The organism is Polaribacter sp. Z014 (assembly GCF_023555435.1).
Taxonomy (GTDB): Bacteria; Bacteroidota; Bacteroidia; order Flavobacteriales; family Flavobacteriaceae; genus Polaribacter.
The window spans coordinates 1-22,375 of the sequence record NZ_JALCZP010000010.1; the positions used below are offsets into that span (position 1 = coordinate 1).

Sequence of the window (22,375 nt, forward strand, 5' to 3'; positions counted from 1 at the left end):
TTTTCGTCTAAACTCCATTTCTTGTATTTCATATCTCAAATATATTAGTTTTGAAATTTAAAATAGCACTCCGAACTTTTAAGGGGCTAAACTAATAGAGATTGGTTTTGTGTAGGGAAAATTTTCAATTTGAATATCAATTTGGCTTAAATCGAGTTCATTATTTTCTTGTAGTTGAAAAAAAAAATCTTCATCTTTAGAAATATTATTTTTCATTTCAATTGGGTAAATAGTGATTATCTGAAGCTTAAAGGTCTCTCCATATACCAAAGGTGCGTTTACAAAATTTAGAGTAGAGGAGACGTCATCTTGTAAGAGTTTCCATTTTTCAACTAAAGGATAATGGCTTTTAAGAAACAACTGTGGTTCCGTTAAAAAGTAACCATCATTATAATCTAAAATGAAAGTGTTTCTATTCAAATCCGTATAACCACTAGACCAAGTGGCGTCTGCCAAATACCATTTGGTATTCAATTTTATGGCATTCCAAGAATGATTAGGAATTGATAATTCACCAATATTAACTTCGGGACTTCTTCCGTATCCGTCAATAATTTTAGCTTCTATATTTGCTAAAGAACATAATTCTCTAATTAAATAGGCATACCCAGTACAAACTGTCTTTTTATTTTTCAGTAATTTTTTAAATAGGACTTTATTAAAAGATTTGTTCCATAGGTTTAGTTTTATAGAATCATTTTTAAATCGTGTCCTTTTTCTGGTGTTTTTAGAAACTGCAGCATGATCACCTTTTATATTTTTACAAACCCAAATATAAATTGCTCTAAATTTTTCTGCATCCGTATCTAAATTTTTAGTTAATAGGAGTGCAAGTTTTGGCAAACTCTTTAAATTTTCATTTTTATAGCTATTAGCAATACTGTCTGCATTTGCAAAATTGATATGCTTAAAATCAGATTTTTGAGCGTATGTTTTTAATGATATTAGCACATAAAGGAAAAGGATTTTTTTCATTACTGTTTTTTAGAAATTAACCTTTTCCAGAATGAACGTTTGGTTTTATAAACTTCTTTTGTAGCCACTTTTCCCATTATTATACAAGAATCTAGCTTTAATTCTAAATTATAATTCAGTTTTAGGTTTAATTGTTTTTCCTTAAATACTATGTTTTCCGTTTTGTAACCTAAATAACTAATAATTAAAATAGCACCTTTTTCTAAAGGTTTCGGAAATGTAAACTCGCCATCAAAATTAGTGGCAACTCCAATTGTTGTTCCTTTTAAAAGGATGCTTACACCCGGTAGAACTCCATCCTCATCGCTAATAATTCCTTTAACAATTTGTTTTTTTGCAGGTAATACGGATGTTTCTTTAGTTTGATTACTGTTTTTATTTATTTCTATGGGGTTATTTTTCTCTTGAGCTTTTATCTCGCTTACAGAAAACAAAGAAATAAAAGACAATCCCAATCCAGCAAGTGCTCTAAATTGCCATCTGTTTACAGGTATTTCTTTCTCTTGATATGATGTTAATTGTGTTTTGTTAAAAATGCCACAAGTATTAATTTGGGGGTTCTTAAAATAGTGTATAATTTCTTGAGAAGTCATTTTTGTAAAATCGATAACTTCTTTATTGCAAGAATTGCAAAAACCACCCTTATTGGTTTTTGTGAAATTCTGGAACTTTTCTGAACAAGGCGTTTTTATTGATAAGTCAAATTGCGTTTTCATGATATGTTTTTTTAATAGTTACATATCAAAGCTATTGAATAGGGAAGGAGTTTAAAAATGATATTGAGTAATCTGGTTTATTTTATAAGTTAAGTACCATTTTGAGTTAGTTTAAATAAATTAATAATTTTAAAATCTAAAACCTATTTTTATTTAATTCTTTTAGATTGTGTAGAAAAAGATAAACCTTGTTGTCCTTTTGTAGAGTTCATAATTCCTTCAAACAAAGGTTCTGGACAGTCTTTTGGAGTCTTCCATTCAAATATAAAATTAGACCCCGTACCACCTTCTGTATCTACTTCGTCTATGATTATTTCTGTAGTTTCTAAAGGAGCTAAATAAATAGGTTTCTTAAAATATGTACGTACCAATTTACCATGTGTATCATAATAATTCGCTTTTAAAATGTAAATAGTATCTGTATCGCTTGTATTTCTTAAACTAACCATTGCTGTTAAACTATGTGTTTTATGTTCTGAAACACTGTAGATTTGAGAGTAAATAGAAAGGTAAGATTTACCATATTCTAAAGAATCTTTTGGGTTAATATTCGCATATCTTTTTGTCCAGTTTTTTACATTTATAGAACTTACTTCTTTCTCTTCTTTACAGCTTACTATTAAAAGACCAAGTATTAAAAATAGCGTGAATTTTTTCATTTTAATTTTTTAAAATCAGGTTATAATTGTTTTAAAACAAGATTTAACGAATTTACTCGTTTTTATCTTTAAAATCAAAAAACAATTCTGAATTAATAGAACTGTTTTTTATAATTAAGATATTTTTTTTATTTTGTACAGATTATATATATAAATAAATGTTCATCAAAAAATAATCTTATTTGTCCGTTGCAATTCCAAAATAAAGCCAAGTTACATTTTCTGAAAATGGATTGCTCATACTGTGGAATTCTCCTTGTTCAATAGTGATACAATCTCCAGGAACTACAATCATTTTTTGATCATTTACAATAAATTCTGCTTTACCAGATTGTATGTAAAATACTTCATACATTGTATTGTGTTTATGAGTTTCTACGGATTGACCAGGTGTAAAAGTTGCAGAGCCAAACATCATTAATTGAGGTACAATTCCTTTTTCGATAAAAACTTTTTTCTTAACATCTTCATCATGGCTTGTGCCTATTTCTGGTAATGTGTTTGTGTGTACTAATTTCATTATTAGTTAATATTAATTTTAATTAACAAAAATAGTTAAATCACAAAAGAATAAGATTTAATACTTAATGAATTTAATCCGTTATTTTGATGTTTATTTGGTATAACATCATTTTAAACTTCATATAAATTAGATGGTATTCTTTTTTTTAAGTGATACTATAAAAACTTCTCTGTACATACAAAGAGGTTTTTATAGTTATAAATTAATCTATTTTATCTTGATGTTCTATATGATGTTGATTTCCAAAAATGGATTTATCTTCTTCATTTATTGAGTTGGATAATCCAATCATAAATGCGGTAATAATCATTAAAAACTTTCTTTTGAGCCAATATTTTGCACGGATATACTTTCTTGTATGCGGATTTTTTTTCTGTTTATACATTTTAATAATGATAAAGAATGAGACATTAGTTTTATCATTTGTAGCTTTTCAGCATTTGCAAAGAACAAGGTAAAGTTCTAAGCAATGTATACATTAGAAATAAAATTACTAGCTGTAATTTTATTGATTAAGAAAATATGTTGATTGTTTTGTAAAGCAATTTCTAAATGCAATTGCTTTTGTAATTTTAGGGTAAGTAGAATTCGCTTTTGAAAAGTAAATTTTAGAGAAATATTTTGAAAGAGATAAACTAAAAAGCAGTTATAAGCTATTGTATTCTTATTAAAAGCACCAATTTTGGTGTTTTTATAACTTATTTTTTGTTGTTGATTTATTTTGGAAGACTGATAGTATTCTGAAGAGTTTTCTTGACAATAGATAGTAGATTCTGCAACCGAATGAAGAAATATCAGAAGAAAAACAAAAAGATGTTTCAAGTGCATTTTGAATCTATTTATAAAAATGGTTTAAAAAAACCTCTCTGAATACACAGAGAGGTTTATAATTTATCTGTGGTGATTCATCACTATTTAATTAACGCGTAAGAACGTTTTATAAAATTTGTTAATTCTTCACCATGTAACAAGTTTTGAGATAATCTAGCCAAATCAAAAGCTTGAGAAATTAAACCTTTCTGCTCAGCTTTGTCTTTATTGCTTAAAATATCAGAAACTAAAGGGCTATTTGTATTCACTATTAAGTTATACATGTCAGGGAAATTACCCATTCCCATCATTCCACCACCACCAGAAGCTTGCATTTCTTTCATTCTACGCATAAATTCAGGCACTGTAATCATAAATGGAGAAGCAGCAGAATCCATCGCTTCTAATTGAACCGTATATGTTTTAGAATTTACCGCACCTTCAATAATTGGTTTTAAAGTTGCAATTTCTTCCTCAGTTAATTTAGAAATTACGTTATCGTCTTTCTTAATTAAGTTGTCTACGTGATCTGCATCAACTCTAGAGAATTTTACTTTTGCATCACCACCTTCTAATTTCTGCATTAAATGCGAAATAATAGGAGAATCTAATAACAAGACTTCATATCCTTTAGCTGTTGCATCTTGAATATAACTGTGTTGTGCTTCTTTGTTTGATGTATATAAAATAACGTGATTTCCTTCTTTATCAGTCTGAGAATCTTTCGTTTTTTCAATTAATTCATCAAACGTAAAATACGTATCTGCAACTGTTGGGTACAATGCAAATTTCTTCGCTTTGTCAAAGAATTTATCTTCAGACAACATTCCGTATTCAATAATTACCTTAATATCATTCCATTTTTTCTCAAAATCTGGTCTGTCTTTTTTGAATATAGAAGATAATTTGTCGGCTACTTTTTTAGTAATGTAACCAGAAATTTTCTTTACAGCTCCGTCTGCTTGTAAACCAGAACGAGAAACGTTTAAAGGAATATCTGGAGAATCAATTACACCTTTTAGCATTTGTAAAAAGTCTGGTACAATTCCTTCTACATTATCCGTTACAAAAACTTGGTTTTGGTATAATTGAATTTTATCTTTTTGTACATCCATGGATGGAGATAACTTAGGGAAAAATAAAATACCGGTTAAGTTAAAAGGATAATCTACATTTAAATGAATATGGAATAAAGACTCTTCAAATTGCATTGGATACAATTCTCTGTAGAAGTTTTCATAATCTTCATCACTTAAATCTGCAGGCGCTTTGGTCCAAGCAGGTTCTGTATTGTTGATGATATTATCAACAGTAATTTTTTTATGAGGCTCTGTAGTTTCTTTACCTTCAGCATCTGTTGTAGTTGCAGGTGTAAACTCAGGATCGTTAATTTCTTCTGTTCCAAATTTAATTGGCACTTGGTTAAAACGATTGTATTTGTTTAGTAAACCACCAATTTTACTTTCTTCTAAGAAGTCTAAAGAATCTTCTGCAACGTGTAAAATAATTTCTGTTCCTCTGTCTGTTTTATCGCTTTCTACTAAAGTAAACTCTGGAGAACCATCACAAGTCCAATGTGCAGCAGGTGCATCTTTAAAAGACTTTGTAATTAATTCTACTTTTTCTGCAACCATAAAAGCAGAGTAAAAACCTAGTCCAAAATGACCAATAATTCCTGCTTCGTTGTCTTTATATTTATCTAAAAACTCTTCAGCTCCAGAAAATGCAATTTGGTTGATGTATTTTTCAACCTCATCTGCAGTCATTCCTAAACCTTGATCTTTTATTGTAATAGTCTTAGCATCTTTATCTATACTCACTTCAATTTTAGCATCGCCTAATTCCGTTTTAGCTTCACCAATAGCAATTAAATGCTTTAATTTAGAAGTTGCATCTGTTCCGTTAGAAATCAATTCACGTAAAAATATTTCGTGATCTGAGTATAAGAATTTTTTAATCAGTGGAAAAATATTCTCTACCGATACATTAATATTTCCTTTTGCCATTTTATGTCTATTTTGTTTAATTTATTATTTCTGTTAAGTACTATTCAAAAAAAATACCAAAGCGTTTTTTATGACAAGATGACAGAAATATTATTTTATTTGGCAAGTATCTTATTTATTATTAAAAATTAGTATTTTTATGTATTACAAATTTGCAAATAATTAAAAAATCAAAATATAATTATGTATAATTCAAAAATTACTGGACTAGGCTATTATGTTCCCGAAAATGTTGTTACTAATAACGACTTAAAAGAGTTCATGGAAACTTCAGATGAATGGATTGAAGAAAGAACAGGTATAAAAGAACGACGTTGGATAGATCCAAAAACAGGAGATACTACGGCGGTTATGGGAGCTAAAGCGTCTAGAATAGCAATTGAAAGAGCGGGTTTAACAAAAGATGATATCGATTTTATTGTGTTTGCAACTTTAAGTCCAGATATGTATTTTCCTGGAGGTGGCGTGCAAGTGCAAGATATGTTAGACATGCCAACAATTGGTGCTTTAGATGTGCGTAACCAATGTTCTGGGTTTATTTATGCAATGTCTGTTGCAGATCAGTTTGTAAAAACCGGCATGTATAAAAATGTTTTAGTGATTGGTGCAGAATATCATTCTGGTGGATTAGATAGATCTACAAGAGGAAGAAATGTATCTGTAATTTTTGGAGATGGAGCGGGAGCAGCAATACTTTCTAGAAGTGAAGAAGCCGGAAAAGGAATTTTATCTACTCATTTACATTCGGAAGGAAAACATGCAAAAGAATTAATCTTAGAAGGTCCATCTACAAAACATTGGGTGCCAGAAATATTAGAAGCCAATGATCCGAATGATGTTTCTTATTATCCTTATATGAATGGTCAGTTTGTTTTTAAACATGCCATTACTCGTTTTTCTGAAGCGATAGTAGAAGGTTTAGAAGCCAATAAATTAGAGAAAGAAGATATAGATATGTTAATTCCGCATCAAGCTAATTTACGTATTTCACAATTTATTCAACGTAAGTTTAGATTGCCAGATGATAAAATATATAATAATATTCAAAAATATGGAAATACCACTGCAGCTTCTGTAATTATTGCATTAACGGAAGCTTGGGAATTAGGTAAAATAAAAGACAACGATTTAGTAGTTTTGGCAGCTTTTGGTAGCGGATTTACTTGGGGTTCTGTTATTATCCGTTGGTAATTTTTAGAATTTAGGAATCAATATTTTTTAAGTAAAAACAAATGCCAATATAAACTTATATTGGCATTTTTTTTTGTTACATATTATAAAAACACTCTTTAAAAGTAGTTTTTAAACTATTTTTATCAAATAAAAGTACGTTATTTAGATACTTTAGGGTAATCTGTATATCCCTTAGATCCTTGGGTATAAAAAGTATCTTGATTCCATTCGGCCAATTCTAAATTGTTTTCAAAACGTTCTACCAAATCTGGGTTCGAAATAAATGGTTTACCATAAGCTACTAAATCAGCATCTCCATCTTCTAATACTTTATTTCCTTTTTCTTTATCAAACGAAGTGTTAATCATTAAAGTTCCATTATATAAAGGACGGAAATGTTTTGCAATTTCTGTTACTGCAAAAGGAACATTAGAAACATCTGTAAACGGTTCCGAAAGGTGTACATAAGCTAAATTGTAATCGTTTAATTTTTTAATAATGTATTCGAAGGTTGGTATGGTTTCTTCGTCTAAATTGATGCCAAACAGACCGTTTAAAGAAGGATTGAAACGTACGCCTATTTTTTCTTGAGGTATTACTTCTTTCATTGCATCTAAAACTTCAAAAAAGAAACGCGTTTTGTTTTCAATGCTTCCTCCATAATTATCTGTTCTTGTGTTAGAACAGTTTGTAAAAAATTGATGAAATAAATAACCATTAGAAGAGTGAATCTCTACACCATCAAAACCTGCTTTTACAGCATTCGCAGCTGCATTTTTAAAATCGTTAACCGTAGTTTTAATATCTTCAATAGTCATTTCTTTTGGTGTAACGGTATCTTTAAAACCTTCTGGTGTAAAAGATTGTGCGTTTGGGTTTATTGCCGATGGAGAAAGAGGTAATTCTCCATTATGAAAATCTGGATGCGATATTCTTCCAACATGCCATAATTGTATAAAGATTTTTCCACCTTTATCATGTACACGTTTGGTTACTTTTTTCCAACCTTCTACCTGCGCGTCAGAATATATTCCTGCTGTATAAATATAACCAACTGCATCTTTAGATACCTGAGATCCTTCTGTTATAATTAAACCTGCAGAAGCACGTTGCTCATAATACAAACCATGCAATTCGTTCGTAGCTACGTTACCTTCGTTATTTGCTCTACTACGCGTCATGGGAGCCATTACGACTCTGTTTTTTAAACTAATATTTCTATTATATGGAGTTAATAACTGTTGCTTGCTCATTTAATGATGATTTTTATATTGTTAATATAGATACAAAGTTACAAGACTTGTAGGCTAATATTATTGATCTATATTAATTAAGAAAGATTTAACTTTTAGGTTGTCTTCTAACCCGGCTTAAGTTTTCTGGAGAAACACCTAAATAATTTGCAATGTCGTAATTAGGGACTCTATTTTCTATGTTTGGATAAGAAGAACAAAACTCTAAGTAACGCTCTTGTGTGTTTTTTTCTAATGTAGATAAAATTCTTTTTCGCTGCGCGATGACAGCCTTGGTGGTTAAAATTCTAAAATAACGTTCAAAAACAGGAGCTTCATCATAAATCTTTTGAAGATTATTATAGCTAATAGATAATAATTTAGAGTCTTCAATTGCTTCTATGTGTAGTATGGAAGGTATTTGATTGTAAAAAGCATCAAAATCTCCTATCCACCAATTTTCTACTGCAAACTGAATGATGTGTCTATGGCCTTTATCATCAGAATAATAAGCCTTTAAACAACCTTTAACAACAAAATATTCTTGGTTTACAATGGCTCTAGGTAATAATAAAAACTGACCTTTTGGTATAGAAGTTTCAGTTAAAAGCGCATTAAAAAATTCTAAATCAATGGTTGTTGGTGTAATATGATTGTTGATGTGATTTGTTATAGATTGATACATCTTAGAAATATACTAAAATGATTATTTATTTAAAATGAAATACACTTTTTTTATTTTGATATGAGCGTGTTTATTATAATAAACTCATAAAATAAAATAGTGTTTAGAATGTGATGTATTGTTGTTTTACAATGCTTTTATTGGGCAATTAATACTTCATTCTCTGTTTTTATATTTTTTTCAAAATTAGAAATATTCTCTATAGTTATTTTGGCTATTTGTTCTAATGCTTCTTTGGTTAAAAAACCTTGGTGAGCTGTGATTAATACATTTGGGAAACTTATTAGTCTTAATATTAAATCATCATGAATAATATCTTCAGACAAGTCTTTATAGAATAGTTTCTCTTCTTGTTCGTATACATCTATACCTAAATACCCTATTTTATGACTTTTTAAAGCGGTAATAGCATCAGCGCTATCAATTAACGCACCTCTACTGGTGTTAATAAGCATCACACCTTTTTTCATTTTTGAAAACGTTTTTTTATTCATTAGGTGATGCGTTTCTGGTGTAAGTGGGCAATGTAAAGAAATAATATCAGATGTTTTTATCAATTCATCAAAGGGTAAATAATCAACACCTATTTTTAGCAATTCTTTGTTTTCATAAAGATCATAAGCAACTACTTTACAACCAAAACCTTGCATTATCTTTGAAAATGCTTCACCAATTCTACCTGTACCAATTACACCAACGGTTTTGTTATGTAGATTAAAACCTATCAGTTTTTCTAAGGAGAAATTACCTTCTCTAATTCTGTTATATGCCTTATGGGTTTTTCTATTTAATGTCATAATTAAAGCAACTGCTTGTTCTGCAACTGCTTCTGGAGAATACGCGGGAACTCTAACAACTGTAATCTTATTTTCTGCAGCTGTTTCTAAATCTATATTATTAAAGCCTGCACAACGCAAAGCAATTAGCTTAATTCCATTTTTTGCAAGTTTTTTTATAGTTTCACTATCTAATTTATCATTTACAAAAACACAAACAGCATTAAATCCTAATGCTAAATTGGTTGTTTTCTTATTTAAAGACTCTTCAAAATAGGTAAAAGAAAGGGCTCCTTTAATGTTGTGTTTTTCTAATGATTCTTTATCGTAAGACTTTGTACTAAAAACAGCTATTTTCATAATAATCTAGTTTGTAATGCTCTATAAAAAGTATAAGTTGGTGTTATATAAAGGTAATTATATTTATAGATTAATAACTAAAAAAAATTATCAACTTTATGTTGGTTTTTACCTTTTGTTAAAGTTGATTTTTTTGTATAAGTGAGCTTAAAACTTAAAATAGTGAAGCTAAATTTTATTTTTTTTTAGTATGGAATGGTTTATAGAAATCTCATTGTTTATATTTGTTATGATATTAAATTTGTTTAACGTAAATTAACGGAATGAAAAATGTAACATTAGTTCTAGGCGCTTCAACAAATCCTAATAAATATTCTAATATTGCTATTAAAAGGCTCGTAGATAAAGAAATACCTGTTGCTGCTTTAGGAATAAGAAAAGGAACTGTATTAGGGGTTGTAATTGATACTGAAAAAAAAGAGTATAAAAATATAGATACGGTTACTTTGTACCTAAACCCAAAAAATCAAGAAGCGTACTATGATTATATAATTGGTTTAAAACCTAGAAGAGTAATTTTTAATCCTGGATCTGAGAATGAGGAGTTTGTAAAACTTTTAGAGAAGAATTCTATAGAGGTAGAAGTTGCTTGTACATTAGTAATGTTAAGTATAGATCAATATTAAAAAGTAAATTATTAATGGCAAAATTTAATAAACTTATTAGCCAAAGCTGTATGTCTTTCGGGTGATACAAAGTCCAGAAATAATTTACACCTCCTTCTTTCCTTTTTTCTCAAGAGAAATCAGTACGTGCTGTAAAGTTTTTACTTAGATATTCAAAATTTTAATGAGCTGTATTTGTAATACAGAAGAAGGTAGTGAAGTAAGGATTGTAAAAATCAAGTTCAATTAACTTTTTTATAAGTTCTTCTATTTCTACTTTTGGGTAGGTGTTTAACGTTTCGTTGTATATTGAATTTATTTCAACTGTTCGAAATAATAAATTATTAGTTATACTTTAAACATTTTTCCAGGTTCAGCTAAGTAAGTGTTTTTAAATATTTCTTGTGCTTCCTCTTTAAAAACGTTAATGTCTTTATATCTTCCAGAATAATGACCTATTATTAATTGCTTAGCGTTTGCTTGTTTTGCAATTTCAGCAGCTTGTTTTGTTGTAGCGTGTTTTGTCTTTTTTGCCAAGTCTTCTCTGTCTGCTAAAAAGGTAGCTTCATGGTATAATAAATCGACTTCTTTTATAAGAGGAACAATATCTGGTTTGTAACACGTATCGCTACAAAAAGCAAAACTTAAAGGTTTTTCTGGCGGAATTGTTAATTCTAAATTAGAAACAACTTCTCCAGAAGGCAAAACTACATCTCTACCTGCTTTAATATTTAAATAATCGGCTTTATCAATTTCTGGATATCCACTAATATTTAACATGTTTAGCTTTCTAGATTTCTCTTTTTCTGTAAACAAATAGCCGTTTGTATACACTCTATGGGTTAACGGAATAGTGCGTACGGAAACCTTATCGTCTTCAAAAATAAGTTCACTTTCTTTAGAAGTTAACTCATGAAAAATCATTTTATATTTTGCGTGAGATTGAGAAATTTTTAATTGTAATAAAGTAACTTCTTTTATGCCTTTTGGGCCATAAATATGGAGTTCTTTTTCTCTATTTAAAATTCCGAAAGTAGCTAATAATCCAACCAATCCATAAAAATGATCACCATGTAAATGTGTTATAAAAATATGATTGATTTTAGAAAAACCAACTTTATATTTTCTCATTTGACGCTGAGTACCTTCACCACAATCAATTAAAAAATGGCTATTGTTAATTTCCAAATACTGTGAAGTAGGAAAAGCGTTTATTCTAGGTGTTGCAGAATGACAACCTAATATAGTTAGGGTTATGCTCATCTAATAACAAGTCGTTTAGATATGGTTTTCTTTTTGTCTTGTATGCTATAAATATACATACCATTAGGCAAATCGTTTTTATAAAAAGGAATATTGTTTTTACCCGGTTTTGTTTGAATACTTTTTCTGAAAACAGTTTTTCCTAATACATTTTTGACGGTAAAATAAATAGTCGATTTTGAGTCTGATGAAAAACTAATTTTGGTAGTATTTGTAAAAGGATTTGGAGCAGCAGATAAACCATCAATAGAGTTTTCCTGAGAAAAAACTATAGAAGTACAACTTAAAAATAATATAAAAAGTAGTTTTTTTACCATTTGCTTTTTGTTTAAAATCCTAGTTCCCTTTCCATAGCTTCCATTTCTATTACATCTATTGCTTCTTGCAAAGTAGGAGTAATGTTAAAGTTTTCTGGAAAATCGTCTATATTAATACTAGAATTTACTATTACAAATGATGTGCCATTTTCCTTTTTTTGAGCTGCTATTCTCAAAAATAGTGAAAAATCTTTTATTGAAGCGTTAATGTTGTCTGAAATTTGTATGATAATATGTTCTTTACTCCTTTTTTCTTCTTCAATTAAGAAAGAATTGTAAAATTCGGTAAATGATTTTTCATCACTTAAAATAAGTGTATAGGTGTCTTTTTTGTCTATTTTCATTATTACAGATTTAGTACAGCGATCTTAAACTTCGTTTAGATTCATCTCTTAACTTGTTGTGCTAATAAATAAATAACGGCCATTCTTACGGCAACTCCGTTTTCTACTTGGTTTAATATAATAGATTGATCAGAGTCGGCAACATCACTTGTAATTTCTACACCACGGTTTATCGGTCCTGGGTGCATAATCACAATTTTCTTGCCAAGGTTGTCTAAAATTTCTTGATTAATTCCAAAAAGTTGGGTGTATTCTCTCGTAGAAGGAAAATATTTAATATCCATTCTTTCGTTTTGAACACGTAAAACATTGGCAACATCACACCATTCTAGTGCTTTTTTTAGATTGGTTTCTACTTTTACTCCTAAACTAGAAATGTATTTAGGAATTAACGTTGTTGGGCCACAAACTCTTACTTCTGCACCTTGTAATTGTAATGCAAAGATGTTAGATAGTGCTACTCTAGAGTGTAAAATATCACCAACAATTACAATTTTTTTACCTTTTACGCTTCCTAATTTTTCTCGAATAGAATAAGAATCCAATAAAGCCTGTGTTGGGTGTTCATGCGTTCCGTCACCTGCGTTTACTATTTTAGCATCTACATGTCTAGATAAAAAAACACCGGCACCAACACTTGCATGTCTCATTACAACAATATCTACTTTCATAGCTAAAATATTGTTTACGGTATCAATGAGAGTTTCTCCTTTTTTTACAGAAGATTGCCCTGCAGAAAAATTAATTACATCTGCAGAAAGTCGTTTTTCTGCCAATTCGAAACTTAATTTGGTACGCGTACTGTTTTCAAAAAACAAGTTAGCAATGGTAATATCTCTAAGAGAAGGTACTTTTTTTATAGGTCTGTTAATTACCTCTTTAAAATGATCTGCAGTTCTAAAAATAAGATCAATATCAGTTTCTTTTAGATACTTTATTCCTAATAAATGTTCTACACTTAATTCTGACATAATTATTTTGATTCTATGTAAACTGCGTCTTTTTTATGCGTTTCTTTCCAAGTAACCAACACTTTTTCGAGGTTAATAGCGTCTACTTGTCTACCTCTATAATTTGGTTGTATTGGTAAATGCCTACTAAAACGTCTGTCTATTAATACTAATAATTCAATATTATCAGGTCTTCCATAGGCTTGCATTGCAGTTAATGCAGCTCTAACACTTCTACCAGAATACAAGACATCGTCAATAATTACTACATTTTTACCTTCAATAATAAAGTCCATTTCAGTTGCTGTAGCTGCTAAAGGCGCATCTCTTCTTCTAAAATCGTCTCTGTAAAAGGTAATATCTAATAGTCCTAATTGTAAGTCTTTAACGTTATAAGTTGTTTTTAATAAATCGGCTAATCTATTAGCTAAAAAACTACCTCTTGGTTGTAAACCTATTAATACGGTATTAGAAAAATCGTTATGATTTTCGATTAACTGACAAGCCAATCGATGTAAAATTATTTCAATATCCTTTGAGTTAAGTAAGTTTTTTTTGCTCATAAAGAAAGCTATCAATTTAGCTTGATAGTTATTGAAAATCAAAATTAATGTAAATTAATGTATGTGCAAAATAAAATGAGACTCGAATTGTAATTTTTACAATAGATTTATAAGAAAAGAACTATTTAATAGTAGTTTTAAGTACGTAGAAGTCTTGTTTTTTTAAGTGATTTTTAGTTGATTTTGATGTTAATTAAATTGTTGAAAACAAAAAAACCTAAATACTATGAATCTTAGGAGTTGTAGTACCTTTAATAAACTAATTCAAATCTCATAGTTATGTCTCTCTTAAAGTTTGAATCGATGCTAAAAACCAACGCAGTTTATTTTTTTGATTTGGTAGAGTTCGAAGAAATAATTGTGCATTATTTAGACGCAGGTAAACATGCTTTGGCTAAAAAAGCAGTAAAACTTGGGCTGCAACAACATCCTGCTTCCGTAGATTTAAAATTACTGCAAGTAGAGATTTATGTTTTTGAGGATGAATTAGATAAAGCTTCTATGTTGTTGAAAATTATTGAGCGCTTAGAGCCTAATAATGATGAAGTTTTTATACAAAAAGCAACCATTAGTTCTAAGCAAGGAAATCATAAAGAAGCCATAGAATTATTAAAAAAAGCCTTAACATTTACAGATGATAAGGTAGATGTGTGGTCTCTTTTAGGAATGGAATATTTGTATTTAGACGACTTTAAAAATGCACGTTTAACCTTTATAAAATGTGTGCATGTAGATTTTGAAGATTATTCTGCGCTGTATAATGTGGTGTATTGTTTTGATATGGAGCAAGAACATGATGCAGCAATAACCTATTTAAATGCTTATGTAGATATTAATCCATATTGCGAAGTTGCGTGGCATCAATTAGGAAGACAATATTTTATTTTAGAAAAATATAAAAAAGCATTAAATGCTTTTGATTATGCTGTTATAATTGATGAGTCTTTTATTGGAGGTTATTTAGAAAAAGCAAAAACATTAGAACAATTAGGGAGTTATAAAGAAGCTATAGATAATTATCTAATTACTTTAGAATTAGATGACGCAACAGCTTTTGTGTACCTAAGAGTAGGAGAGTGTCATGAAAAATTACTAAATTTTGATAAAGCGATTTCTTTTTATAAAAAGGCGGTTCACGAAGATCCTTTATTAGATAAAGGTTGGATGTTATTAACCAATTTATATTATCTAGAAGAAAACTATCAAAAAGCAGCATATTACATCTCTAAAGCGTTAAAAATAGAAGAAGATAATTCTTTGTATTGGAGACAATATGCAGAAATTAATCTTAAACTTAATTTTTATGAAGAAGCTGTGACTGGTTTCGAAAAATGTTTAGATTTAAATGATGATTCCTTAGAAATATTTATAGGTTTAGCAGATGTATTATCTTTTTTAGGCGAATTTAATGATGCTCTTAATACTTTAATTAAAGCGCAAAAAGTGTATAAAAATGCAGCTGAAATTGCGTATAGATTGTCAGGGTTATTTTTTATTCTGAATAAAGAAAAATACGGATTTGATCATCTAATAGCAGCTTTAAAAATAGATTACGATTACAATATCGTTTTAAAAGAATTGTACCCAATTGTGTATGATAATAAAAAAGTACAAAAGCTTTTAGTTGATTTTAAAAAAGCGATGGAATAACTTTTTCTGAGACTTAATTTCTAATAAATTTCAAATTTATTTTATCCTATGCAACGGATATAACTATTTGTTGATTTTAGCTTTACCCAATGTTTTTTATTCATTTTTTTTATAAAAAATTTCCAATAAAAAACAGAAAGCAATAATTCCTAAAGCAATAAATACATCAAATTTATTAACGGAATATTGTTGAATAAGTAGGGCTATCATTGCTGTAAAACATAAGATAGCGCCTAAAATAGGAATACTCTTTTTACTTCCTGTTTCTTCAGATAATTTAAAACCACTATAGTTTACAACGGCAAAAATAAATAGAAAACCAACACTACCAGCAGTTGAAATGCTTTCTAATTTTAAGGTATTTACTAATACTAATGTGGCAATTGCTGTTATAAATAAGCCAATTGGTTGGTTCCATAATTTGTGTGTAAATTCTTTAGGAAGTTCATCATCTTCTGCAATTTCATAATTTACTTCGCTTCCTCCATAAAGTGAAGCATTTATTGCAGAAAAAGTAGAAATTAGTGCTGCAATAGTAATAATTGTAAATCCAGGTTTACCTAACATGGGTTTTGCCGCTTCTGCTAAAACATAATCTTGTGCGGTTGCAATTACATTAAAATCTAACGAGCCAACGGTAATTGCAGCAATAATTATATATAGAAAGATTACAAAAAGAACGGACCAATAATAAGCTCGTGGAATATTTACTTTTGGGTTTTCTATATCAGGAGCAGCATTGGCAATCAATTCAAAACCTTCGTAGGCTACAAAAATTACCATTCCTGCAGTAACTAGTTTAAAAGGAGATTCCCAATAAGCTGGTGATAATTGTTCTAAATGCGTGTTTCCAAACAATCCATAGATCCCAAAACCCACAAAAGATAATAAGATTATCAACTTTATAATAACAGCATACGCTTCTATTTTTCCAACAACAGAAATACTATAATAATTAATTGCAGTAGCAATAATTACAATTGCAGAAGCATAAACATGCGTGTCTATAACTTTGTTACTAGTTAATTCAAATAAATTTGGGGCATAAGAACCAAAAGCAGAAGCGTATAAAGCTAACATAATAATATAACTTGCCCAAAGTAAATTATTTATTCCTCCACTAAAAACGCCAACTCCAAAACCTTGGTTTATAAACTTAACAGTTCCACCTCTGTCTGGATATTTTAGAGATAATTTTACGTAGCTATAAGAAGTTATCAAAGCAATAAAACCTGCAATTAAAAAAGAAATGGGAGTGCCTCCTTTTGCCAAGGCGACTGCCAATCCTAGTACTGCGAAAATTCCACCACCAACCATTCCTCCAATTCCAATGGAAATAGCTTCTTTTAAATCTATTTTAGTGCTCATTTTTTTATGTAGATTTTTTTAAAGGTAACCACTTAGAGGTTCTTATCGTTTTATATTTAATAAATTTATTCTTTTGAAGCTTTATCTACAATCAATCTTGTTTCTCTATTAGCAACTTCCCAAGCTGTGTAAAAAACTAATTGCGTTCTTTTTGCTAACAAATCATATTCAATTTTATCTGGAGTATCAGTGGGTTTGTGGTAATCTTCATGTGTACCGTTAAAATAAAAAATAACAGGTATATTATGTTTTGCAAAGTTGTAATGATCAGATCTGTAGTAAAAACGATTTGGGTCATTTTCATCATTATAGGTGTAATCTAAATTAATGTTGGTATATTTTGTATTTGCATTTTCAGAAATTTGTTGAAGCTCAGTACTCAATTTATCTGCACCAATTAAATATACATAATTAGAATCTGTTTTGTGTAAATCATCAACTCTACCAATCATATCAATATTTAAATCACAAACAGTATTTGCTAGCGGAAATATTGGGTTTTCTGTATAGTATTTAGAACCTAATAATCCTTTTTCTTCACCTGTAACATGTAAAAACAAAATAGATCTTTTAGGTCCTTTACCTGCTTTTACTGCTGTTTGAAACGCTTTTGCAATTTCTAAAATAGCCATGGAACCAGAACCATCATCATCGGCTCCATTGTAAATTTGTCCATTTTTTATGCCTTCATGGTCTAAATGTGCAGAAATTACAACTATTTCATCGGGCTTTTCGGTTCCTTTTATAAACGCTAAAACATTTTCGGAATCTTTGTATTTACCACGACGTGTATTTTTATTAATCCAATCAGCAGGCACTTTTTGGTAATAATTATCACCTCCTAAACCAGAAGAGATTCCTTTAGCAACATAAAAGTTTTTTAAAAATTCAATTGCTTTTTTCTGTCCAGGTTCTCCCGTATTTCTACCTTCAAACTCATCTGAGGCAAAAATGTATAAATTGGTTTTTAAGTCTTCTGCTGTAATTGTTGCTGCATATTTAGCAGCATAATCAGTGTTTACATCTTCTTTAGAAGTATTTTGACTAGAGCTACATGCTATAAAAAAGAAAAGACCAAATGTGTAAAGGATGTTTTTCATAAATTAGGTTGAATAAAGTTTGTAAGATGTAATATTATAATAAAATGATTTGATTGTCCGTAAAGCAACATAACGCTGTAAATGACCTAATTATAGAACTTTTTTATACTGCGTTAATTTGTAAAATCTACAGGGAAATTTTTCAAAATGCTAAAACTATTTTTGTACTGATGTTTACTTTTTTTACAAGTATTACAAATTACGGATATATGAGTAAAATAAACATCAAACTTAACTTTTGTTAATTACAAATTGTTGTAAGGTTTTGTTAAAGTTAACAAGTTCTTTAGGAAATAAAGTATCAAAAGCATTATTATTAATTAATTCTTTTGGAGTGCCAAAATGAACGGTGTTTTCTGTTAAAAGCATTACTTCATCTGCCAACTGAATAGATAAATTAATTTCGTGAGATGATATAATAACGGTTTTATTGGTGTCTGCAACTAACTTTTTTAACAATGAAAATATTTTAATGGTATGATGCATGTCTAAATGTGCCGTTGGTTCATCTAAAATAATAATTTCGGTGTCTTGCGCTAACGCTCTAGCTATAAGAACCCTTTGTAATTGACCATCGCTTAATTCGTAAAAACGATTGTTTTTTAAATGTTCAATTTCTGTTTGTCGTAATGCTGTATCTACTTTTTCTTTGTCTTTGTCAGAAAGTTTATCAATCCAATTGGTGTAGGGTTGTCTGCCCAATGCAATTAACTCGTAAACGGTTAGTTGGCTCTCAGGCAATCGTTCTGTTAATACCAAGCTTAATTGTGTAGAAAGTTCTTTTTCGCTAAGGTTTTCTAAGTTTTTCTGATGAATAAATACAGCTCCAGAAATAGGCTTCTGAACTTTAGAAAGAGTTCTTAATAAAGTAGATTTTCCGATTCCGTTTTTACCTAAAACCGTTACTAATTTTCCTTTTTCAATTTCTAAATTGATGTTGGAAGCAATAATTTTGGAGTTCTTTTTTTGCTGATAACCTATGGATAGATTTTCAGTTTTAAGGATGATATGTATATTTTTTAGTTTCAAAGTTTCAAAGTTTCAGGGTGGCAGATTTACAAAGTTCAGCTTGTTTGCTTACAGCTTTTTAACGCTGTAACTTTGTGGCTATTTTTAACTTTGCCACTTAATTAAACAAACAATCTCTTTTTTCTAATTAGTAACCAAATAACTATTGGTGCACCAAATAAAGAGGTAATTGCATTTATTGGTAGTGTAAATTCGCTTGTTGGCATTTGTGCAATAGCATCACAAATTAGCAAGACAATTGCACCAATAATAGCAACTGCAGGTAATAATATTTTATGATTAGAACTAGAAAATAACATTCTTGCGATGTGCGGAACAGCTAAACCTACAAAGGCAATTGGTCCGGAAAATGCAGTGATAACACCTGTTAACAAACTAGTAATTAGTAATATAATATTTCTACTTCTCTTTACATTAATTCCTAAACTTTTGGCGTAATTTTCACCTAATAAAAAACTGTTTAAAGGTTTAATAACGGTGATGGTTCCTAAAATACCGATGCAATAAATAATAGCAAAAATAGTAATTTCATTCCAAGTTAAATTACCCAAACTACCAAAGCTCCAAAATAAATATTGCTGAATTTGGGCTGCTTCACTAAAATAAGCCAAAACACTAATAACTGCAGATGTTAATGAACCAAACATCAATCCGATGATTAAAATAGACATGGTGTTTCTTACTCTGTTTGCAGCAATTATTACTGCTGATAAAACTAAAAAAGCGCCCAAACTTGCGGCAATGGGTAAAGACCAATTAGAAACAGAACTTGTTAGAAAAAGTCCTCCAAAAACAGAAGAACCTAAAATTAAAATAGCCACGCCTAAACTTGCACCGGAAGAAATTCCCAACACAAAAGGGCCTGCTAAAGGATTTCTAAATAAAGTTTGCATTAACAAACCGCAAATAGACAAACCAGAACCAACTAAAACGGCTGTTATTGCCTTCGGAATTCTAAAATTAATAATGATAGTTTCCCAACTTTCTTTGGTTATAGTGCCGCCAAAAAGACTATTAAAAATATCCTTAAACGGAATGGAAACAGACCCAAAACTGATGTTCAAAAAAAACAAGACTACCAGTAATATAGATAAAAAAATAAAGTGTCTTGTATATGATTTGTTTTCCATTAATGAATGTCTGGTTCAGTGGGGCTTAAAATTACGCTTTTATAATCAAATTAATTTTTAATGATTTAATAATGTTTGATCAGGTAAATTTAATATTTATATTTTGATAGAAATCTTACTAATTTCTGAATGGCAATTCCCCTATGAGAAATGCTATTTTTTTCTTCAGAAGTCATTTCTGCAAAAGACTTTTTAAATCCGTTTGGTTTAAAAATAGGATCGTAACCAAAACCTTTTTCTCCATGCTTTTCTTTTAAAATTTCACCTTTGCAAATTCCTTCAAAAAGAAAATTTTCATCATTTAAGTTTAAAGCAACTACGGTTCTAAATTGTGCTTTTCTATTGCTAGCAGGTTTTAAATCTACCAACAACTTTTGCATATTGTTTTCAGAATTAGAAGGCTCACCTGCAAAACGAGCAGAATATACTCCAGGTTTTCCATCTAAACTATCTACTTCTAAACCTGTATCATCAGCAAAACAATTAAAACCAAATTTTTTGGTAATATAATCCGCTTTTAATTTAGCGTTTCCTTCTAAAGTGGTTTCTGTTTCGTCTATTTCATCAAAACAGTTAATATCTTTTAAACTCAATAATTGTATGGAGTCTGGTAACATTTCCTGAACTTCACTCAGTTTGTTAAGGTTATTTGTAGCGAATACTAATTTCATATTTTTAGTAGCAAAGTTTTAAAAGTAAGAAACAAAGTTACAAAGTTTTTAAGGTTTAAGTAAGTTGCAAAGTTAAAAATAGTATCAAAGTAACAAAGTGTCAAGATATTCTGATTATGAACGAAATAAAGTTTGAATTTCATTCAATAGATTAAAAATAAAAAGATCTAAATTAACAAGGTGACTATTCATGATGATACGGTTCGTTTTTAAGAATTGTAAAACCTCTGTATAATTGTTCTACAATAAATAAACGAATCATTTGATGCGAAAATGTCATTTTAGATAATGATATTTTTCCGATTGATTTTTTATAAACTGCATCAGAAAAACCATAAGGTCCACCAATAACCAATACTAGTTGTTTTATACCGGCGTTCATTTTCTTTTGTAAATAGACAGAAAAATCAATAGAACTGTAATGTTTTCCTTTATCATCTAACAAAACCAATTGATCTGTGTTTTGTAGTTTAGATAAAATCAATTCACCTTCTTTTTCTTTTTGTTGAATTTCGCTTAAATTCTTCACATTTTTAATATCCGGAATTATTTCTAACTCAAACTTTATATAATGTTTTAACCTTTTTTGATATTCATCAATTAATAACATTAATTGTTTGTTGTCAGTTTTACCAATGGCAAGTAATTTAATTTTCATTAGAAACAATGTTTTTTATGATAAGAATTTTCTTTAAAAGCACCTATACCAGATTTACTTAAAGTATTGTAGGTTGCTAACCAATCTAATTTTAGTTTAGACCAATCTTCATTTTTAAGTAGTTTTTTTAATAAATTATTGGGTAAATGCCCTCCGCTAATAAAATACTTTCCATCAGGTTTTATAATTAAAAAATTACCACTATAAATAATTTTAAAAAAAGCATTTTTAAAAAGGCCTCTATCTTTTATCCATTTAATATCATTGTATTCTTTCATGTAGCCATAATCATATTTAAAAACATAAAATGTTTCTGCGCCTAATTTATTAAATTTCTCTCTACATTTTTTTTGAGAATTAACCCATTTTTGTCTTCTAAAGTGATATTTTTTAGAATTAAAATCTTTATGCTCTAATGTTTTGTGTGTTTTTGTATGTCTTATAAAACTTTCTTTTATAGCTTTAGTATTAAAAAGAGTGTCTCTGTAACTAATCATTAAAAAAGCATTTTTATGAATTTTTCGATTACTGTTTTTTAATAATAAAGTTCTTACTTGAGAGTAACCAATAGAATCTGTAGTTCCAAATTTAAATTTGTAAACCACTTTATTAATATTTAAAGAATCTGTTTTAAAGTTTAAACATTTTAAAACAACAGAATTACATTTTTTATAGTAAGTTATAGAGTCTATAGACTTCATCTTTTCATCTATATAATTTACAGATTGAGAAAAACCATAAAAAACGCTAAAGAGTAAAGTTAAAAAGAGTATTTTTCTTTTCATTTTCATACAAGATTTCCTCAAAAATAC

At 29.1% G+C, this 22,375-nt stretch carries 24 protein-coding genes; 3 read left to right on the forward strand and 21 right to left on the reverse strand.

Going from position 1 to position 22,375, the window contains the following annotated elements:
- Window positions 1–78: 78 nt before the first annotated feature.
- From MPF19_RS12065 to htpG, 6 genes are all read right to left on the reverse strand, one after another.
- Entirely contained in the window at window positions 79–975 is an 897-nt protein-coding gene (locus tag MPF19_RS12065) for a transglutaminase domain-containing protein (RefSeq protein WP_249988443.1), read from the reverse strand.
- Window positions 975–1,691 carry a carboxypeptidase-like regulatory domain-containing protein gene (locus MPF19_RS12070; protein ID WP_249988444.1) on the reverse strand — a complete coding sequence of 239 codons (717 nt, stop codon included), beginning with the start codon at window positions 1,689–1,691 and terminating at the stop codon, window positions 975–977. The genes MPF19_RS12065 and MPF19_RS12070 overlap by 1 nt, the downstream gene beginning before the upstream one ends.
- A 149-nt stretch (window positions 1,692–1,840) precedes the next feature.
- Complete coding sequence (locus MPF19_RS12075) at window positions 1,841–2,350, reverse strand: DUF3124 domain-containing protein (protein ID WP_249988445.1); 510 nt, start codon at window positions 2,348–2,350, stop codon at window positions 1,841–1,843.
- A 178-nt stretch (window positions 2,351–2,528) separates the two neighbouring features.
- Window positions 2,529–2,870: a cupin domain-containing protein gene (locus MPF19_RS12080; protein WP_249988446.1), complete on the reverse strand. Its 342-nt coding sequence runs from the start codon at window positions 2,868–2,870 to the stop codon at window positions 2,529–2,531.
- A gap of 205 nt (window positions 2,871–3,075) precedes the next feature.
- Window positions 3,076–3,258 carry a hypothetical protein gene (locus MPF19_RS12085; RefSeq protein ID WP_249988447.1) on the reverse strand — a complete coding sequence of 61 codons (183 nt, stop codon included), beginning with the start codon at window positions 3,256–3,258 and terminating at the stop codon, window positions 3,076–3,078.
- 526 nt (window positions 3,259–3,784) lie between these two features.
- Window positions 3,785–5,689, reverse strand: coding sequence for a molecular chaperone HtpG (gene htpG / locus MPF19_RS12090; RefSeq protein ID WP_249988448.1), 1,905 nt, complete (start codon window positions 5,687–5,689; stop codon window positions 3,785–3,787).
- 183 nt (window positions 5,690–5,872) lie between these two features.
- Here htpG and MPF19_RS12095 point away from each other — a divergent pair, with 183 nt between their 5' ends.
- Window positions 5,873–6,880, forward strand: a complete 1,008-nt coding sequence (locus MPF19_RS12095; protein WP_203395028.1) for a 3-oxoacyl-ACP synthase III family protein — start codon at window positions 5,873–5,875, stop codon at window positions 6,878–6,880.
- A 140-nt stretch (window positions 6,881–7,020) separates the two neighbouring features.
- Here the strand turns inward: MPF19_RS12095 and MPF19_RS12100 are convergent, their stop codons facing one another.
- The 3 genes from MPF19_RS12100 to MPF19_RS12110 all read right to left on the reverse strand — a co-directional run bounded on the left by MPF19_RS12100 (window position 7,021) and on the right by MPF19_RS12110 (window position 9,915).
- On the reverse strand, window positions 7,021–8,115 hold the full coding sequence (locus MPF19_RS12100) for an alkene reductase (RefSeq protein WP_249988449.1): 1,095 nt from the start codon (window positions 8,113–8,115) through the stop codon (window positions 7,021–7,023).
- An 88-nt stretch (window positions 8,116–8,203) separates the two neighbouring features.
- Window positions 8,204–8,779, reverse strand: coding sequence for a Crp/Fnr family transcriptional regulator (locus tag MPF19_RS12105; RefSeq protein ID WP_203395030.1), 576 nt, complete (start codon window positions 8,777–8,779; stop codon window positions 8,204–8,206).
- 137 nt (window positions 8,780–8,916) lie between these two features.
- Window positions 8,917–9,915 (reverse strand): 2-hydroxyacid dehydrogenase, encoded by a 999-nt coding sequence (locus tag MPF19_RS12110; RefSeq protein ID WP_249988450.1) that lies wholly within the window; start codon window positions 9,913–9,915, stop codon window positions 8,917–8,919.
- 263 nt (window positions 9,916–10,178) lie between these two features.
- On the opposite strand from MPF19_RS12110, the gene MPF19_RS12115 reads away from it, so the two are divergent.
- Entirely contained in the window at window positions 10,179–10,541 is a 363-nt protein-coding gene (locus tag MPF19_RS12115) for a CoA-binding protein (RefSeq protein WP_203395032.1), read from the forward strand.
- A gap of 327 nt (window positions 10,542–10,868) precedes the next feature.
- Here the strand turns inward: MPF19_RS12115 and MPF19_RS12120 are convergent, their stop codons facing one another.
- Genes MPF19_RS12120 through pyrR form a run of 5 tightly spaced genes read right to left on the reverse strand, consistent with a single transcriptional unit; the run spans window position 10,869 to window position 13,957 of the window.
- Complete coding sequence (locus MPF19_RS12120; RefSeq protein WP_249988451.1) at window positions 10,869–11,783, reverse strand: ribonuclease Z; 915 nt, start codon at window positions 11,781–11,783, stop codon at window positions 10,869–10,871.
- Window positions 11,780–12,100, reverse strand: a complete 321-nt coding sequence (locus tag MPF19_RS12125; RefSeq protein ID WP_203395034.1) for a T9SS type A sorting domain-containing protein — start codon at window positions 12,098–12,100, stop codon at window positions 11,780–11,782. Before MPF19_RS12125 ends, MPF19_RS12120 begins: the two co-directional genes overlap by 4 nt.
- A gap of 11 nt (window positions 12,101–12,111) precedes the next feature.
- Complete coding sequence (locus MPF19_RS12130; protein WP_203395035.1) at window positions 12,112–12,444, reverse strand: hypothetical protein; 333 nt, start codon at window positions 12,442–12,444, stop codon at window positions 12,112–12,114.
- Window positions 12,445–12,485: 41 nt separating this feature from the next.
- Window positions 12,486–13,415: an aspartate carbamoyltransferase catalytic subunit gene (locus MPF19_RS12135; protein WP_203395036.1), complete on the reverse strand. Its 930-nt coding sequence runs from the start codon at window positions 13,413–13,415 to the stop codon at window positions 12,486–12,488.
- A gap of 2 nt (window positions 13,416–13,417) precedes the next feature.
- Window positions 13,418–13,957 carry a bifunctional pyr operon transcriptional regulator/uracil phosphoribosyltransferase PyrR gene (pyrR, locus tag MPF19_RS12140; protein WP_203395037.1) on the reverse strand — a complete coding sequence of 180 codons (540 nt, stop codon included), beginning with the start codon at window positions 13,955–13,957 and terminating at the stop codon, window positions 13,418–13,420.
- A 279-nt stretch (window positions 13,958–14,236) separates the two neighbouring features.
- Here pyrR and MPF19_RS12145 point away from each other — a divergent pair, with 279 nt between their 5' ends.
- A complete protein-coding gene (locus tag MPF19_RS12145) occupies window positions 14,237–15,607 on the forward strand; it encodes a tetratricopeptide repeat protein (protein ID WP_249988452.1) in 1,371 nt (456 codons plus the stop codon).
- Between the two features lie 96 nt (window positions 15,608–15,703).
- Here the strand turns inward: MPF19_RS12145 and MPF19_RS12150 are convergent, their stop codons facing one another.
- The 7 genes from MPF19_RS12150 to MPF19_RS12180 form a co-directional block, all read right to left on the reverse strand.
- Window positions 15,704–16,975 (reverse strand): APC family permease, encoded by a 1,272-nt coding sequence (locus tag MPF19_RS12150; RefSeq protein WP_249988453.1) that lies wholly within the window; start codon window positions 16,973–16,975, stop codon window positions 15,704–15,706.
- A gap of 65 nt (window positions 16,976–17,040) precedes the next feature.
- Complete coding sequence (locus tag MPF19_RS12155; RefSeq protein ID WP_249988454.1) at window positions 17,041–18,075, reverse strand: M28 family metallopeptidase; 1,035 nt, start codon at window positions 18,073–18,075, stop codon at window positions 17,041–17,043.
- Between the two features lie 231 nt (window positions 18,076–18,306).
- Window positions 18,307–19,104: an ABC transporter ATP-binding protein gene (locus MPF19_RS12160; RefSeq protein ID WP_203395041.1), complete on the reverse strand. Its 798-nt coding sequence runs from the start codon at window positions 19,102–19,104 to the stop codon at window positions 18,307–18,309.
- A gap of 101 nt (window positions 19,105–19,205) precedes the next feature.
- The gene (locus tag MPF19_RS12165) at window positions 19,206–20,234 is read right to left on the reverse strand and encodes a FecCD family ABC transporter permease (protein ID WP_249988455.1); all 1,029 of its coding nucleotides are present in this window, start codon (window positions 20,232–20,234) and stop codon (window positions 19,206–19,208) included.
- Window positions 20,235–20,323: 89 nt separating this feature from the next.
- Entirely contained in the window at window positions 20,324–20,905 is a 582-nt protein-coding gene (locus MPF19_RS12170) for a non-canonical purine NTP diphosphatase (RefSeq protein ID WP_203395043.1), read from the reverse strand.
- 184 nt (window positions 20,906–21,089) lie between these two features.
- Window positions 21,090–21,563: a 23S rRNA (pseudouridine(1915)-N(3))-methyltransferase RlmH gene (gene rlmH / locus MPF19_RS12175; RefSeq protein ID WP_203395044.1), complete on the reverse strand. Its 474-nt coding sequence runs from the start codon at window positions 21,561–21,563 to the stop codon at window positions 21,090–21,092.
- Window positions 21,563–22,348: a hypothetical protein gene (locus tag MPF19_RS12180; protein WP_203395045.1), complete on the reverse strand. Its 786-nt coding sequence runs from the start codon at window positions 22,346–22,348 to the stop codon at window positions 21,563–21,565. The genes rlmH and MPF19_RS12180 overlap by 1 nt, the downstream gene beginning before the upstream one ends.
- Between the last annotated feature and the right edge of the window lie 27 nt (window positions 22,349–22,375).

What these genes read in the sequence shown, in the direction of transcription:
- MPF19_RS12070 (WP_249988444.1), bottom strand. Translation starts at nt 1,691, where the DNA reads ATGAAAACGCAATTTGACTTATCAATAAAAACGCCTTGTTCAGAAAAG.
- htpG (WP_249988448.1), bottom strand. Translation starts at nt 5,689, where the DNA reads ATGGCAAAAGGAAATATTAATGTATCGGTAGAGAATATTTTTCCACTG.
- MPF19_RS12170 (WP_203395043.1), bottom strand. Translation starts at nt 20,905, where the DNA reads ATGAAATTAGTATTCGCTACAAATAACCTTAACAAACTGAGTGAAGTT.
- MPF19_RS12150 (WP_249988453.1), bottom strand. Translation starts at nt 16,975, where the DNA reads ATGAGCACTAAAATAGATTTAAAAGAAGCTATTTCCATTGGAATTGGA.
- MPF19_RS12110 (WP_249988450.1), bottom strand. Translation starts at nt 9,915, where the DNA reads ATGAAAATAGCTGTTTTTAGTACAAAGTCTTACGATAAAGAATCATTA.
- MPF19_RS12115 (WP_203395032.1), top strand. Translation starts at nt 10,179, where the DNA reads ATGAAAAATGTAACATTAGTTCTAGGCGCTTCAACAAATCCTAATAAA.
- MPF19_RS12085 (WP_249988447.1), bottom strand. Translation starts at nt 3,258, where the DNA reads ATGTATAAACAGAAAAAAAATCCGCATACAAGAAAGTATATCCGTGCA.
- MPF19_RS12095 (WP_203395028.1), top strand. Translation starts at nt 5,873, where the DNA reads ATGTATAATTCAAAAATTACTGGACTAGGCTATTATGTTCCCGAAAAT.
- MPF19_RS12065 (WP_249988443.1), bottom strand. Translation starts at nt 975, where the DNA reads ATGAAAAAAATCCTTTTCCTTTATGTGCTAATATCATTAAAAACATAC.
- MPF19_RS12120 (WP_249988451.1), bottom strand. Translation starts at nt 11,783, where the DNA reads ATGAGCATAACCCTAACTATATTAGGTTGTCATTCTGCAACACCTAGA.
- MPF19_RS12105 (WP_203395030.1), bottom strand. Translation starts at nt 8,779, where the DNA reads ATGTATCAATCTATAACAAATCACATCAACAATCATATTACACCAACA.
- MPF19_RS12165 (WP_249988455.1), bottom strand. Translation starts at nt 20,234, where the DNA reads ATGGAAAACAAATCATATACAAGACACTTTATTTTTTTATCTATATTA.
- MPF19_RS12180 (WP_203395045.1), bottom strand. Translation starts at nt 22,348, where the DNA reads ATGAAAAGAAAAATACTCTTTTTAACTTTACTCTTTAGCGTTTTTTAT.
- MPF19_RS12125 (WP_203395034.1), bottom strand. Translation starts at nt 12,100, where the DNA reads ATGGTAAAAAAACTACTTTTTATATTATTTTTAAGTTGTACTTCTATA.
- MPF19_RS12075 (WP_249988445.1), bottom strand. Translation starts at nt 2,350, where the DNA reads ATGAAAAAATTCACGCTATTTTTAATACTTGGTCTTTTAATAGTAAGC.
- MPF19_RS12135 (WP_203395036.1), bottom strand. Translation starts at nt 13,415, where the DNA reads ATGTCAGAATTAAGTGTAGAACATTTATTAGGAATAAAGTATCTAAAA.
- pyrR (WP_203395037.1), bottom strand. Translation starts at nt 13,957, where the DNA reads ATGAGCAAAAAAAACTTACTTAACTCAAAGGATATTGAAATAATTTTA.
- MPF19_RS12080 (WP_249988446.1), bottom strand. Translation starts at nt 2,870, where the DNA reads ATGAAATTAGTACACACAAACACATTACCAGAAATAGGCACAAGCCAT.
- MPF19_RS12155 (WP_249988454.1), bottom strand. Translation starts at nt 18,075, where the DNA reads ATGAAAAACATCCTTTACACATTTGGTCTTTTCTTTTTTATAGCATGT.
- MPF19_RS12100 (WP_249988449.1), bottom strand. Translation starts at nt 8,115, where the DNA reads ATGAGCAAGCAACAGTTATTAACTCCATATAATAGAAATATTAGTTTA.
- MPF19_RS12145 (WP_249988452.1), top strand. Translation starts at nt 14,237, where the DNA reads ATGTCTCTCTTAAAGTTTGAATCGATGCTAAAAACCAACGCAGTTTAT.
- rlmH (WP_203395044.1), bottom strand. Translation starts at nt 21,563, where the DNA reads ATGAAAATTAAATTACTTGCCATTGGTAAAACTGACAACAAACAATTA.
- MPF19_RS12130 (WP_203395035.1), bottom strand. Translation starts at nt 12,444, where the DNA reads ATGAAAATAGACAAAAAAGACACCTATACACTTATTTTAAGTGATGAA.